At 71.2% G+C, this 12,902-nt stretch carries 13 protein-coding genes; 8 read left to right on the forward strand and 5 right to left on the reverse strand.

What is annotated here, in order from left to right; genetic code table 11:
- Positions 1-7: 7 nt before the first annotated feature.
- The gene (locus tag ACIBU0_RS24970) at positions 8-724 is read right to left on the reverse strand and encodes an ANTAR domain-containing response regulator (RefSeq protein WP_398821967.1); all 717 of its coding nucleotides are present in this window, start codon (positions 722-724) and stop codon (positions 8-10) included.
- Positions 725-848: 124 nt separating this feature from the next.
- Between ACIBU0_RS24970 and ACIBU0_RS24975 the strand changes: the two genes are divergently transcribed.
- Positions 849-1,979, forward strand: coding sequence for a PAS domain-containing protein (locus tag ACIBU0_RS24975; RefSeq protein WP_398821969.1), 1,131 nt, complete (start codon positions 849-851; stop codon positions 1,977-1,979).
- A 25-nt stretch (positions 1,980-2,004) separates the two neighbouring features.
- Here the strand turns inward: ACIBU0_RS24975 and ACIBU0_RS24980 are convergent, their stop codons facing one another.
- Positions 2,005-2,793 (reverse strand): RNA polymerase sigma factor SigF, encoded by a 789-nt coding sequence (locus ACIBU0_RS24980; RefSeq protein WP_398821971.1) that lies wholly within the window; start codon positions 2,791-2,793, stop codon positions 2,005-2,007.
- A 268-nt stretch (positions 2,794-3,061) separates the two neighbouring features.
- Here ACIBU0_RS24980 and ACIBU0_RS24985 point away from each other — a divergent pair, with 268 nt between their 5' ends.
- Complete coding sequence (locus ACIBU0_RS24985; protein ID WP_398821973.1) at positions 3,062-4,864, forward strand: thiamine pyrophosphate-requiring protein; 1,803 nt, start codon at positions 3,062-3,064, stop codon at positions 4,862-4,864.
- Between the two features lie 71 nt (positions 4,865-4,935).
- On the opposite strand, the gene ACIBU0_RS24990 is transcribed toward ACIBU0_RS24985, so the two are convergent.
- On the reverse strand, positions 4,936-5,067 hold the full coding sequence (locus ACIBU0_RS24990; protein ID WP_398821975.1) for a hypothetical protein: 132 nt from the start codon (positions 5,065-5,067) through the stop codon (positions 4,936-4,938).
- A gap of 131 nt (positions 5,068-5,198) precedes the next feature.
- Here ACIBU0_RS24990 and ACIBU0_RS24995 point away from each other — a divergent pair, with 131 nt between their 5' ends.
- The 5 genes from ACIBU0_RS24995 to ACIBU0_RS25015 all read left to right on the forward strand — a co-directional run bounded on the left by ACIBU0_RS24995 (position 5,199) and on the right by ACIBU0_RS25015 (position 9,432).
- Entirely contained in the window at positions 5,199-5,603 is a 405-nt protein-coding gene (locus ACIBU0_RS24995; RefSeq protein WP_398821977.1) for a DUF2795 domain-containing protein, read from the forward strand.
- An 87-nt stretch (positions 5,604-5,690) separates the two neighbouring features.
- On the forward strand, positions 5,691-6,110 hold the full coding sequence (locus tag ACIBU0_RS25000; RefSeq protein WP_398821979.1) for a CBS domain-containing protein: 420 nt from the start codon (positions 5,691-5,693) through the stop codon (positions 6,108-6,110).
- A gap of 5 nt (positions 6,111-6,115) precedes the next feature.
- Positions 6,116-6,781, forward strand: a complete 666-nt coding sequence (locus ACIBU0_RS25005) for a diguanylate cyclase (protein WP_398821981.1) — start codon at positions 6,116-6,118, stop codon at positions 6,779-6,781.
- A 6-nt stretch (positions 6,782-6,787) separates the two neighbouring features.
- Positions 6,788-7,339 carry a type 1 glutamine amidotransferase domain-containing protein gene (locus ACIBU0_RS25010; RefSeq protein ID WP_398821983.1) on the forward strand — a complete coding sequence of 184 codons (552 nt, stop codon included), beginning with the start codon at positions 6,788-6,790 and terminating at the stop codon, positions 7,337-7,339.
- The gene (locus ACIBU0_RS25015; protein ID WP_398821985.1) at positions 7,339-9,432 is read left to right on the forward strand and encodes a catalase; all 2,094 of its coding nucleotides are present in this window, start codon (positions 7,339-7,341) and stop codon (positions 9,430-9,432) included. Before ACIBU0_RS25010 ends, ACIBU0_RS25015 begins: the two co-directional genes overlap by 1 nt.
- A 226-nt stretch (positions 9,433-9,658) precedes the next feature.
- Here ACIBU0_RS25015 and ACIBU0_RS25020 read toward each other — a convergent pair whose 3' ends face one another.
- Positions 9,659-9,943, reverse strand: a complete 285-nt coding sequence (locus tag ACIBU0_RS25020) for a DUF6158 family protein (RefSeq protein ID WP_398821987.1) — start codon at positions 9,941-9,943, stop codon at positions 9,659-9,661.
- 59 nt (positions 9,944-10,002) lie between these two features.
- Here ACIBU0_RS25020 and ACIBU0_RS25025 point away from each other — a divergent pair, with 59 nt between their 5' ends.
- On the forward strand, positions 10,003-11,109 hold the full coding sequence (locus tag ACIBU0_RS25025; RefSeq protein ID WP_398821988.1) for a Vms1/Ankzf1 family peptidyl-tRNA hydrolase: 1,107 nt from the start codon (positions 10,003-10,005) through the stop codon (positions 11,107-11,109).
- Between the two features lie 133 nt (positions 11,110-11,242).
- Here ACIBU0_RS25025 and ACIBU0_RS25030 read toward each other — a convergent pair whose 3' ends face one another.
- Positions 11,243-12,862: an ABC-F family ATP-binding cassette domain-containing protein gene (locus ACIBU0_RS25030; protein WP_398821990.1), complete on the reverse strand. Its 1,620-nt coding sequence runs from the start codon at positions 12,860-12,862 to the stop codon at positions 11,243-11,245.
- Positions 12,863-12,902: the final 40 nt, after the last annotated feature.

Raw genomic sequence — 12,902 nt, forward strand, 5'->3', positions numbered from 1 at the left:
GCCCCCGTCAGTTCATCAGCGCCGCCAGGTCCCGTTCCAGCCCCCGCCCCCGCCTGCTGACAACACCCGACGCGACGTCCGCCAGCTTGCGGTTGGTGCCCTGGGAGATGCGGCGCAGTACGCCGAAGGCGGCGTCGGCGTCGCAGCCGAGGACGTGCATGACGATGCCGCACGCCTGGTCGACGACGGGCCGGGAGCGCAGGGCGGTGCCGAGGTGGTCGAGCTCGGTGAGCGCGGCGCGGTAGGAGCGGTCGCGAACCAGGCAGTTGGCGGCGAGTTCGCCCAGGGCGTGCACGGGCCCGTGCGAGGCGTTCTCCAGGGCGCCCGGCCGGAAGCTGTAGAGACTGAGCGTCACCATGAGCCCGGAGCGGCGGAACGGAAGCGTGACGGTGGACCGCAGCCCCGAGTCGAGCGCCATGGCGCGGTACTCCGGCCAGCGCTCGTCGTGCAGCAGGTCGGTCGAGTCGACGGGCCGGCCGCCTTCCAGGGCGTCCGGTATGGGCCCGTCCCCGGAGCGGAGCTGCACGGCGACGAGTCCGGCGAGGTCGGGATGGGTGACGGCGGCGGGCCGCTCGGCACCCGCCTCGGACACCATGCTGCTCGCCCCGCAGCAGTCGACGGTGCAGCGCACGGCCTGTTCGGCCAGTTCGGACAGCCTGCGCCCCGGAAGGGCGGCCTCGGCCGACTCGGCACCCAAGTGATCCACGTGTTCCTGAGCGGGCATTCGTCAACTCCTCCTCTTGGGTGCGCGTTCCCGGTCCCGGCCGGGGAAAACAGCGGGGAAACAGACGGACCCGGTGGACCACCCGCCTCCCCGCGACGTGCTGCCGGGAGCTAGGTTCGTTCCCATGGCGCAGACGACGGACGAATTCGGTGAAGAGCTCGCGGATTTCGTGCGCCGCGTTGCGGAGCTCAAGGCGGCACGGTCCGTGTCGGAGGGAAACCTGCCGACGGTACTGGACGCGGCCATCTTCGAACTCGACCATGTGGCCGACCAGTTGTGGCCCTGGTACGAGCGGCTGTCCTCGGCCCAACCACCCCGTACGGCGTCCGCCGACCGCCAGGAGCAGCACCTGCTGCGCGCCGTGTTCCAGCGGTTTCCGCTGCCGGTGGCGCTGGTGGACCGGGAGGCGGTGGTGCGCCGGCTGAACTTCGCGGCGACGTCGTTCACGGGCGTGCGGGCGGGCTACGCGACGGGCCGGCCGCTGACCGGTTTCCTCGCCCATGCCGACCGGGCGGCGTTCCGCTCACAGGCCGCGGCGGTCGCGCGGGGCGAGGGCGACCGCAGCCTCACCGTGCACCTCCAGCAGCGCCCGTCCGCGCCGGTCCACGCGACCCTGGCCGCCGTACGCCCGAGCGGGGAGCCGCACCCCACCGTGCTGGTGGTGCTGCAGCCCGGCGAACTCAGGGCACCCGGCGCACCGCCCCCGACCGCCGCCCCGCCGACCCAGGTCCCCGACCTCACCGAGACGACCCGGCACGCGGCCCTGACGGACCTCCAGGACGAGATGACCACGGCCTTGCTGACCGCACCGCGCGGCGACCGCGAGGCAGTCGTCCGCCGGGCGGCCCGGGTTCTGCACGGCCGCTTCGCCGACTGGGTGATCGCCGACACGGGCACCGACCGGTTGTCCCGTACGACGGTGCTGGCCCCCTCGGAGAAGGAGGCGGCAGCCCTCACCGAACAGGACCCGGCCACGTGCCCGCTGGTCGCGGAGACGACGCGCACCGCGTCCCCGTCCCTGCAGATACGCCCGGAGAACCCGGACGCCTTCGGCAAGGACAAGGAGGGCGCCCCCGTCCTCGTACAGGCAAATGTCACATCACTGCTGTGCGTTCCCCTGTCGGTCGACGGCGCGGTGCACGGCGTCCTGACGTTGTTCAGATGCGGAGCCCGCCTGGCGTTCTCCATGGCAGAGGCGAAGGCGATGGACACCATGTCCCGCCACGTGTCGCTGGCGGCACGAGCAACGCCCTGAAGCAGACACACCGCGCCCCTACGCGCTACCCGGCGCTGAGGACCTGCTCCCGCACCCGGCTGCAGCACCGGCTGATCAGCCGGGACACATGCATCTGCGAGATGCCCAGCTGTTCGGCGATCCGGCTCTGCGTCATGTCCCCGAAGAACCGCATGTACAAAATGGCCCGCTCCCGCTCGGGCAGCGCGGCGAGCCGCGGTGCGACGGCCTCACGGTCCACGACCGTGTCCAGCGCGGGGTCCACGGAGCCCAGCGCGTCGCTCAACGAGTACCCGTCGTCGCTGCCGGGCAGTTCCGCGTCCAGCGACAGGGCGGTGAAACTCTCCAGCGCCTCCAGGCCGACCTTGACGTCGGCCTCGTCCATGTCGGCGTGCTCGGCGATCTCGGCGACCGTGGGCCGACGGCCCGAGACGGTCTGGAGGTCCTGCACGGCGAACCGCACACGGTTGCGCAGGTCCTGCACCCGGCGCGGCACATGCAGCGTCCACATGTGGTCACGGAAGTGCCGCTTGATCTCGCCGGTGATGGTGGGCACGGCATAACTCTCGAAGGCGTTGCCGCGCTCGGGGTCGTACCGGTCGACGGCCTTGACCAGCCCGAGGGCGGCGACCTGCCGCAGGTCCTCGAAGCTCTCCCCGCGGCTGCGGAACCGGCCGGCGAGCCGGTCGGCCATGGGCAGCCATGCCTCGACGATCCTCTCGCGGATGGTGTCGCGCTGCGGCCCGTCGGGCAGCGAGGCGAGCTTGCGGAAGTCCTCCGCGGTGTCGGGGGCGTCGTCGTGCGGGTGGTGCTTCGCGCTCACTGAAGTGGGCATGGTGCGTCGCAACTCCCTTTGCTGTGCTCTGGGTTGGACGGTCACCGTGGGAGATGCGGGCGCGCACCGGAGCCGGACACACCCGTGGCGGCTGATACGCCGATTCCGCGGCTGATACGCCGCTCCCACGGACGTGCCTCCTGTCCGAAGCACTGTCCTTCGCCTGCCCTCACTCCCGGCCCGCAAACACCGGTCAGGTTTTCCGCTCACCCGCAGGGTCACTCGTAGCGGTGCCGCGCAGTACCCCGAAAAGGCCAGGAGGTCCCGCATGAGCACCAAGGTCGCCGACCACGTCCTGCAGCGCCTGCGCGAGTGGGGTGTGGAGCACGTCTTCGGCTATCCCGGCGACGGCATCAACGGCCTGCTCGCCGCCTGGGGCCGGGCCGAGAACGAGCCCCGTTTCATCCAGTCCCGGCACGAGGAGATGTCCGCGTTCCAAGCGGTCGGTTACGCCAAGTTCAGCGGCCGTCTCGGCGTGTGCGCGGCGACGTCCGGACCCGGCGCGATCCATCTGCTGAACGGCCTGTACGACGCCAAGCTCGACCATGTCCCGGTCCTGGCGATCGTCGGCCAGACGCACCGCACCGCGATGGGCGGCTCGTACCAGCAGGAGGTGGACCTGCACACGCTGTTCAAGGACGTCGCCTCGGACTTCGTGGAGACGGTGACGGTCCCCGAGCAGCTGCCGAACGTCCTGGACCGGGCGATCCGGACCGCGTACGCGCGCCGCGCCCCCACGGCGATCATCATCCCGGGCGATGTGCAGGAACTGGACTACTCGCCGCCCACGCACGAGTTCAAGATGGTGCCCTCCAGCCTGGACCGCAGCGGCTGGACGGCGATCCCGTCGGAGGACTCGGTGCGCAGGGCGGCGGAGATCCTCAACGCCGGCGACAAGGTGGCGATCCTGGTCGGCCAGGGCGCGGCGGGCGCGCGGGCCGAGGTGGAGCGGATCGCCGAACTGCTCGGCGCCGGCGTGGCCAAGGCGCTGCTCGGCAAGGACGTCCTGAGCGACGAACTGCCGTACGTCACCGGCTCGATCGGCCTGCTGGGCACCCGCCCGTCGTACGAACTCATGCGGGACTGCGACACCCTGCTGACCATCGGGTCGTCCTTCCCGTACACGCAGTTCCTGCCGGACTTCGGCAAGGCGCGGGGCGTGCAGATCGACATCGATCCGCACATGGTCGGGATGCGGTATCCGTACGAGGTGAATCTCGTCGGCGACGCGAAGGCGACCCTGGAGCGGCTGATCCCGCTGATCGCATCGGAGGAGCGCGGCCGCGAGTGGTACGACACCGTGTGCGACAACGTCACGCGCTGGCGCGAGGTCATGGAGCGGCGCGCGCACCTGTCGGCCGACCCGATCAACCCGGAGTACGTCGCCCGCGCCCTGGACCCGCTGCTGCCCGGCAACGCCATCGTCAGCTCCGACTCGGGCTCGGCGGCCAACTGGTACGCCCGCCATCTGACGATGCGGCCCGGCATGCGCGCGTCGCTGTCCGGGACGCTGGCGACGATGGGCTGCGGGGTGCCGTACGCGATCGGCGCCAAGTTCGCCCATCCGAACCGTCCGGCGATCGCACTGGTCGGGGACGGGGCGATGCAGATGAACGGCCTGGCCGAGCTGATCACGGCCGCGAAGTACAAGGACCAGTGGGACGATCCGCGCCTGGTCGTGGGCGTGTTCAACAACCATGACCTCAACCAGGTCACCTGGGAGATGCGGGCCATGGAGGGCGCGCCGTCCTTCCTGCCCTCCCAGGAGATCCCGGACGTCCAGTACGCCGCCTTCGCCCGCTCCCTGGGCCTGACCGGCATCCGGGTGGAGAAGCCCGAGGACGTCGAGGCGGGCTGGCGCGCGGGCCTGGACGCGGACGGCCCCGCGGTGATCGAGTTCCTGACCGACCCGGCCGTACCGCCGATCCCGCCGCACGCCACCTGGGACCAGATGGAGGCGACGGCCGCGTCGATCCTGAAGGGCGACGCGGACCGGGGGTCGATGGTCAGGCAGGGGTTCAAGGCGAAGGTGCAGGAGTTCTTGCCGGGGCGGGAGAAGCGGCACGGCTGACGACGCGGAGTTCGCAAACGCGAGCGACGGCCCCTGGGTGCCTGTCGGCACCCAGGGGCCGTCTGTGCGGCTCAGTGACCCAGCGCCGCCCCCTCCGGCCGGTTCTCGTCCTGCTCCCTCGGCAGGAGCAGTTCCTCGTAACGGCCCAGTGCCAGCACCACACCGAGCATGAGCAGCGGAAGCAGCACAGCGAGTAGTGCCATGGCCCGGTCCTTCCCCAGAACGTGCGTGGGGGGTGAAAGGGCCGGGTCTCCCGCCTTCCGGGGCGCAAACCCTGTGTCGGCCCCCTCTCATCGGGTACGCGGTGCGCACCCCCGAAGATCTGGAGGGAGTCATGCAGCGAGGCAGTGACCGGCTGAGCGTTCACCGTGACGACGAGATGAAGCACGAACTGCAGGGACTTCTGCGGTCCGGGCACCCCACACGGACCGAGGAGTGGCACGACCCGGAGCCGTTCGCCGACGACGACCCGGAGGTCGCGCACGGGCCGGTGGGCTGGCCGGGACCCCAGGCGGCGTCCCTGGAGACGGTCCGACTGGAGCTGGCGCGGATATTGGGCCGTAGCTCCTTCCCGGCGAGTCCCCGGGATCTGGCCAGCGCCCTGCGCCGCGAATACGCGCCCGACGCCCTGATCGAGCCGTTGGAGCGGCTGCCGCGCTCGGCGCGCTACGCCAACGTCCAGGAGCTGGCCGAGGCCCTGACCGGGGCCGATCGGTCCACGCGCCGCAGGAACGCATAGGGGGCCGGTGGCCGGGTACTGCGGGCGGGGTCACGCCGACACGACCGCGGCACCCGGACCGGCCGGGTATCGCAGGAAGGGCCAGGGATGGCTGATTTCGTGAGGGACGTCATGACTCCGGGCGTGGTCGCCGTCCGCCCGGACGCCTCGCTCGTCGAGGCGGCGCAGCTGATGCGGGCGCAGGACATCGGCGATGTGGTGGTGGCCGACGGACAGGACGTCGTGGGCGTGCTCACCGACCGTGACATCACGGTGCGGGCGGTCGCCGACGGCGCCGATCCGCTGACGGTGAGCGCCGAGTCGGTGTGCAGCCGGGACCCGGTGGTGGTCGAACCGGGCGAGCGGGTGTCGGTCGCCGTCGCGCTGATGCGCGAGCATGCCGTACGGCGGCTGCCGGTCGTCGAGGACGGCCTGCCGGTCGGCGTCGTCAGCCTCGGTGACCTGGCCGAGACGCAGGATCCCGACTCGGCGCTGGCGGAGATCAGCCGTGCCGCTCCGGACGAGTGAGGCCCATGGGACGGGACCAGGCAGCCGAGATCAGCTCCTCCGGCGTCACCGTGGACGTCGGTGACGCCACCGTCCGCTATCTGCTGTACGGGCTGCTGCCCAGCTGGTTCGTGCCGGGCCTCGCCGACTGGTGGATGCACCGGCGGACCCGCATCGAGGAGACGGCGGGCACCAGGGAGTCGCTGATCCACGCGCTGATGATGACCGAGGTGGGCATCCCCATCGCGCTGACCCTGCGCTACGAGGTCAACCCGCTGCTGCTCAGTGTGCAGCTCGGCGCGACCGCGGCGCACGAGGCGACCGCGCTGTGGGACGTGCGCACGGCCGTCGACAGCGACCGCGAGGTCAAGCCGGTCGAGCAGCACATCCACAGCTTCCTGGAATCGTTGCCGTTCGGCGGGCTGGCCGCACTGATGTGTCTGCACGCCGACCAGGTGAAGTCGCTGGTGCGGGGCGGCCGGGGCGATCCGGACGCCTGGCGTCTGGTGCCGCGCCGGCGCCCGCTGTCCCGCGGCTATCTCGCGGGCATCGCGGCCGCGATCGGCACCTGTGTGCTGCTGCCGTACGGCGAGGAGCTGCTGCGCTGTGTGCGCACGGCCGGGCGCGACAGGAAACGCGACCGGAAACGCGGGAGCGACGAGGCCCGCTTCCGGGCCACGGAAGGACGTTGAACCATCATGCGCATCGCATTTCTGACCGCACCCGAGGGCGTCGAGCAGGTCGAGCTCACCGATCCGTGGCAGGCGGCGGTGGACGCGGGCCACGAGCCGGTGCTGGTGTCGACGAAGCCGGGCACGATCCAGGCGTTCCACCATCTCGACAAGGCGGACAAGTTCCCCGTGCAGGCGGTCGTCGGGGACATCTCGGCCGACTCCTTCGACGGGCTGGTCCTGCCGGGCGGGGTCGCCAACCCGGACTACCTGCGGATGAACCGCAAGGCCGTCGCGTTCGTGCGGGACTTCTTCGAGAAGGGCCGGCCGGTCGCCGCGATCTGCCACGCGCCGTGGACTCTGGTGGAGGCGGACGTCGTACGCGGCCGGGTGCTGACCTCCTGGCCGAGCCTGCAGACGGACCTCCGCAACGCGGGCGCCACCTGGGTCGACGAGCAGGTGCGGATCTGCGACCACGGCCCGAACAAGCTGGTCACCAGCCGTAAGCCGGACGACCTGAAGGCGTTCTGCGAGACGTTCCTCGAGGTGTTCGCCCGGGAATCCAAGGAGGCCGCCTGATGGGAGACCGCAAGCAGGAGCAGCGGGAGGCCTTCCGGGCGGACGACCCCGCGGCCGGGCCGCTCACCACCGACCAGGGAGTCGAGGTCGACCACACCGACGACTCGCTGGCCGTCGGCGAGCGCGGTCCGACGCTGATGGAGGACTTCCACTTCCGGGAGAAGCTCACCCACTTCGACCACGAGCGGATCCCGGAGCGGGTGGTGCACGCGCGCGGCGCGGGCGCCTACGGCTACTTCGAACCGTACGAGTCCTGCGCGGAGTTCACCCGCGCGGCCTTCCTCCAGGACCCGTCCGTGCAGACGCCGGTGTTCGTGCGGTTCTCCACGGTCCAGGGCCCGAAGGGCTCGGCGGACACCGTGCGGGACGTACGCGGCTTCGCGACCAAGTTCTACACTTCGGAGGGGAATTACGACCTGGTCGGGAACAACTTCCCGGTCTTCTTCATCCAGGACGGCATCAAGTTCCCCGACTTCGTGCACGCGGTGAAGCCGGAGCCGCACAACGACATCCCCACGGGCGCCTCGGCCCACGACACCCTGTGGGACTTCGTGTCGCTGCAGCCGGAGACGCTGCACGCGATCATGTGGCTGATGTCGGACCGGGCGATCCCCCGCAGCTACCGCATGATGCAGGGCTTCGGCGTGCACACCTTCCGGTTCGTGAACGCCGAAGGCCGTGGCACGTTCGTGAAGTTCCACTGGAAGCCGAAGCTGGGTGTGCAGTCGCTGGTGTGGGACGAGGCGCAGGAGTGCCAAGGCCGTGACCCGGACTTCAACCGGCGCGACCTGTGGGACGCGATCGAGGCGGGCGAGTACCCCGAGTGGGAGCTGGGCGTCCAGCTCGTGCCGGAGGAGGACGAGTTCGCCTTCGACTTCGATCTGCTCGACGCCACGAAGATCATCCCGGAGGAGCAGGTGCCGGTACGGCCGATCGGCCGGATGGTGCTCAACCGCAACCCGGAGAATTTCTTCGCGGAGACCGAGCAGGTCGCCTTCCACACGGCGAACGTCGTCCCCGGCATCGACTTCACCAACGACCCGCTGCTCCAGGCCCGCAACTTCTCCTACCTGGACACCCAGTTGATCCGCCTGGGCGGCCCCAACTTCACGCAGATCCCGGTCAACCGCCCGCTGGCACCCGTGCGCACCAACCAGCGCGACGGCTACCACCAGAGCGCGATCCACCGCGGCACCAACTACTTCCCGAACTCCCTGGGCGGTGGCTGCCCCGCGCACGCCGGTGCCGACGGGCACGCGTACACGCACTGTGCCGAACGCGTCGACGGCGCCAAGATCCGCCGCCGCAGCGCGAGTTTCCAGGACCACTACACCCAGCCCGCGATGTTCTGGAACAGCATGGCCGACTGGGAACAGCAGCACATCGTCGAGGCGTTCCGCTTCGAGCTGGGCAAGGTCGGGGCCAGGGAGGTACGGGCCCGTACGGTCGAGCATCTCGCCGAGGTGAACGGCGACCTGGCGACCCGGGTGGCGCGCGGCATCGGCGTTCCGGATCCCTCGGGTACTCAGGCCGCGGACAAACTCTCCTCCCCCGCGCTCAGCCTGGAGTCACTGCGCGGCGACGGCTCGATCCGCACCCGGCAGATCGCGGTCCTCGTCCACGACGGCGTCGACACCGCCCAGGTCACGTCGGTGCGCGAGGCGCTCACGGCCGAGGGGGCGATCGTCGAGGCGCTGGCGCCGACGGACGGCGCGGTCACCGGGGCCGACGGGGAACCGTTCGCGGTCGACCGCGCGCTGCCGACCGTCGCCTCCGTCCTGTACGACGCCGTACTGCTCCCCGGCGGCCCCGTCGGCACCCCGCCGACGGCCGCCGACCAGGACGCGATGCGCTTCGTTCGGAGCGCCTACCGGCACGGCAAACCGGTGGGCGCGCTCGGCTCCGGCGTGGGCGTCCTGTCCTCCCTCGAGCCGGAGGGCGTACGCCTGTCCGCCGAGTTCCACCACACGGTGGCCGACCAGGGCGTGGTGACGGACACCTCGCCGGGACCGGCGAGCGAGGAGTTCCTGCGGGCCTTCGCTGCCGCGGTGGCGGCGCATCGCCATTGGGGGCGGCCGCCGGTGCGCTGCTGAGACCGCACGACCAGGTGCGCCGGGACGAGGGACTGACGGGGTCCTCCCGGCGCACCGACGTGGAGAGGCCGCGCAGGAACCGCGGGGAGGCCGGAGCGGTGGTAGCGGTGGTAGCGGTGGTTCAGGCGCGGTTCATCGGCCCGCGGGCCCGCAGGGATCGTGCACCCGCAGGTTCGTCCATTCGTCCAGGCGTGTGACCCACGGCCGTGCGTCACACCGCCCTGCGTCACATCGGTGGAACCGTCGGTGCCTCGCTGGTCCCGGTGCGGTCGCGGGCGCCCTCACGGGTTCGGCCGGAGGCCACCGTGCGGCGTGGATTGCGGCGCAGGTATTCGCCCTCCAGCTGCGCCATGCGTTCGTTGTGGGCCCGCAGCGCGTCGTTCGAGCCGTAGAGCAGCGTGTCGTGGCGCGTCCGGTGGATGGTCTCCAGCTCCTTCATGAGCTGCTGGTCGTCCAGCCGGCCGGGGTCGACTCCGGTCATGGTCGTGTCCCGCTCGTCGTGTTCAGTCATGCGGTCCGGGTACCCGCCCGTGGAGCACACAGCCCCCGACAGGTGTACGGGAGAGAACCATGGATCTCGCTTTTCTGCATCCACTGTACGAACACCCCGGTCCCTGGGCCTCCGTGTACGTCGACACCTCACGGCACACGGAGGACACACCCCACGAACGACACCTGACGGCTCAGGCCCTGTCCCGGGAGCTGGCCGAGCAGGGCGCCGACGACGCGACCTGCCGGGCCGTGCGGGCCGCGCTGGAGGAGCTGGAGCACTCCTCCGAGCCCCACGGACGCGCGATCTTCGCCTGTGCGGGTGAGGTGGTCCTGGATCCGCCGCTGGCCCGCGCCCCGCTGCGCGACAGCGCCCACTGGGCGCCGCTGCCGCACACCGCGCCGCTGCTGGAGCTGGCGGGTGAGGACCCGGTCTGCGTGGTGGCCTACGTCGACCGCAAGGGCGCCGCCTTCGAGCTGCGTACCGCGCTGGGCCGGCAGGACGTCGGCTCGGTCACCGGCCGGCAGCATCCGATCCACCGGACGAGCACGGTCGACTGGTCCGAGCGGCACTTCCAGCTCAAGGTGGAGAACACCTGGGAGCACAATGCCGCCGAGATCGCCGACGCGCTCACCGTCTGCCAGGAGGAGACCCGCGCCGACCTGCTGATTCTCGTCGGTGACGATCGGGAGCGGCGAACCGTGCACGATCGGCTGCCGCAGCGGCTGCAGGACCTCGTGGTCGAGGCGCCGCACGGCACCGGCAGCAGGCTGCTCGACGAGGACGTCGAACAGGCCCGTGAGCAGCATGTACGGCAGCGGGCGGAGCGTGAGCTGGGGCGGTTCCTGGCGGCCCGCGAGCCGGATCCCGAGGGGCGTTCCGGGGCGGTGGAGGGGGTGCCCGCGCTGATCGAGGCCGCCCGTGAGCACCGGATCGACGAGTTGCTGATCCGCCCGGACGCTCCGGACGCGCATCGTGAGGTGTGGATCGGCGAGGATCCGGACCAGGTGGCCGTGCGCCGTACGGATCTGAAGATCCTCGGCGAGCAGCGGGCGTGGTCGGCCCGCGCGGACGACGCGCTGATCCGCTCCGCGGTGGCCACGGGCGCCGCGGCCCTGTCGGTGACCCCGGCGGCCCCGGAGAGGGAGCCGGCGGGCGGGTTGGGGGCATTGCTGCGCTGGACGTGACCATGCGCGGGGGTGCGGGCCCGGCATTCCTCGCCCCCGCCGCCCCTACCCGTCCCATCCCTGGGGGCTGCCGCCCCCGGACCCCCGCTTCGGCCCTGAAAGGGCCTCGTCCTCAAACGCCGGACGGGCTGGTCTATCGGGCCCGTTCCACCCGGCGTTCGTCCCACACCGGTTCCGGCGTCTCACGGACGCGACCGTCGCTGCCGAAGACCAGATAGCGGTCGAAGGAGCGGGCGAACCACCGGTCGTGCGTGACCGCCAGCACCGTGCCCTCGAAGGCCTCCAGCCCCTCCTGAAGCGCCTCCGCGGACTCCAGATCGAGGTTGTCGGTCGGCTCGTCGAGAAGCAGCGCCGTCACGCCCTCCAGCTCCAGCAGGAGAATCTGGAAGCGCGCCTGCTGACCTCCGGAGAGCCGGTCGAAGGTCTGCTCGGCCTGCTGGGTCAGCTCATAGCGCCGCAGCCGTGACATCGCCGCACCCCGGTCCTGGGCATGCTCCTTCCACAGGATGTCGAGGAGCGTCCGCCCCATCAGCTCGGGATGCGCGTGCGTCTGCGCGAAGTGCCCGGGCACCACACGCGCACCCAGCCTCCACTCCCCCGTGTGCGCCACGTCCTCGCCGGCCAGCAGCCGCAGGAAGTGCGACTTGCCGGAGCCGTTGGAGCCGAGCACGGCGACGCGTTCGCCGTAGAAGACCTCCAGGGAGAACGGCTTCATCAGGCCGGTCAGCTCCAGCCCCTCGCAGGTGACGGCCCGCACCCCGGTACGCCCGCCCTTCAACCGCATCCTGATGTCCTGCTCACGCGGCGGCTCCGGCGGCGGCCCGGCCTCCTCGAACTTGCGCAGGCGGGTGAGGGCGGCGCGGTAGCGGGAGGCCATGTCGGGGCTGTTCTCGGCGGCTTGACGGAGTGTCAGTACCAGTTTCTTCAGCTGTGCGTGCTTCTCGTCCCAGCGCTTGCGCAACTCCTCGAAGCGGGCGAAGCGGGCCCGCCGCGCCTCGTGGTACGTCGCGAAGCCACCCCCGTGGACCCACGCGTCCGCGCCGGCCGGCGAGGGCTCCACCGACACGATCTTCTCGGCGGCACGGGCGAGGAGTTCGCGGTCGTGGGAGACGAAGAGGACCGTTTTGCGGGTCTCCTTCAGGCGCTCCTCCAGCCAGCGCTTGCCGGGCACGTCGAGGTAGTTGTCGGGCTCGTCGAGCAGCAGCACCTCGTCCGTGCCGCGCAGCAGCGCCTCCAGCACCAGCCGCTTCTGCTCGCCGCCGGACAGGGTCCGCACCTGCCGCCACTGCGCCTTCTCGTACGGCACACCGAGCGCGGCCGTGGTGCAGATGTCCCACAGCGTCTCGGCCTCGTACCCGTGCGCCTCGGCCCAGTCGGCGAGCGCCTGCGCGTACCTCAGCTGGGCGGCCTCGTCGTCGACGGTCATGATGGCGTGCTCGGCGGCGTCGACGGCCTTCGCCGCCTCGCGGATCCGGGGCGGTGCGACCGACACCAGCAGGTCGCGTACGGTCGTCTCGTCCCGTACGGACCCCACGAACTGCCGCATCACCCCGAGGCCGCCACTGACGGTGACCGTGCCGCCGTGCGGCTTCAGCTCACCGGAGATCAGCCGCAGCAGGGTCGTCTTCCCGGCCCCGTTGGGCCCGACCAGCGCGACGACGGCCCCTTCCCCCACCCGGAAGGACACGTCGCCGAGCAACGCCCTCCCGTCGGGGAGGTAGTACTCGAGGTGCGCGGCTTCCAGATGTCCCATGGAGCCGAATTCTGCGGGTCAGCGCAGAGCCCAGGCAAAC

Origin of the sequence: Streptomyces sp. NPDC049627 (assembly GCF_044465645.1) — a bacterium.
GTDB lineage: Bacteria > Actinomycetota > Actinomycetes > Streptomycetales > Streptomycetaceae > Streptomyces.

Excerpts from the sequence above, each read along its gene's own strand:
- ACIBU0_RS24985 (WP_398821973.1), top strand. The coding sequence starts at position 3,062 with ATGAGCACCAAGGTCGCCGACCACGTCCTGCAGCGCCTGCGCGAGTGG.
- ACIBU0_RS25020 (WP_398821987.1), bottom strand. The coding sequence starts at position 9,943 with ATGACTGAACACGACGAGCGGGACACGACCATGACCGGAGTCGACCCC.
- ACIBU0_RS24970 (WP_398821967.1), bottom strand. The coding sequence starts at position 724 with ATGCCCGCTCAGGAACACGTGGATCACTTGGGTGCCGAGTCGGCCGAG.
- ACIBU0_RS25030 (WP_398821990.1), bottom strand. The coding sequence starts at position 12,862 with ATGGGACATCTGGAAGCCGCGCACCTCGAGTACTACCTCCCCGACGGG.
- ACIBU0_RS24975 (WP_398821969.1), top strand. The coding sequence starts at position 849 with ATGGCGCAGACGACGGACGAATTCGGTGAAGAGCTCGCGGATTTCGTG.
- ACIBU0_RS24995 (WP_398821977.1), top strand. The coding sequence starts at position 5,199 with ATGCAGCGAGGCAGTGACCGGCTGAGCGTTCACCGTGACGACGAGATG.
- ACIBU0_RS25000 (WP_398821979.1), top strand. The coding sequence starts at position 5,691 with ATGGCTGATTTCGTGAGGGACGTCATGACTCCGGGCGTGGTCGCCGTC.
- ACIBU0_RS25010 (WP_398821983.1), top strand. The coding sequence starts at position 6,788 with ATGCGCATCGCATTTCTGACCGCACCCGAGGGCGTCGAGCAGGTCGAG.
- ACIBU0_RS24980 (WP_398821971.1), bottom strand. The coding sequence starts at position 2,793 with ATGCCCACTTCAGTGAGCGCGAAGCACCACCCGCACGACGACGCCCCC.
- ACIBU0_RS25005 (WP_398821981.1), top strand. The coding sequence starts at position 6,116 with ATGGGACGGGACCAGGCAGCCGAGATCAGCTCCTCCGGCGTCACCGTG.
- ACIBU0_RS25025 (WP_398821988.1), top strand. The coding sequence starts at position 10,003 with ATGGATCTCGCTTTTCTGCATCCACTGTACGAACACCCCGGTCCCTGG.
- ACIBU0_RS25015 (WP_398821985.1), top strand. The coding sequence starts at position 7,339 with ATGGGAGACCGCAAGCAGGAGCAGCGGGAGGCCTTCCGGGCGGACGAC.
- ACIBU0_RS24990 (WP_398821975.1), bottom strand. The coding sequence starts at position 5,067 with ATGGCACTACTCGCTGTGCTGCTTCCGCTGCTCATGCTCGGTGTGGTG.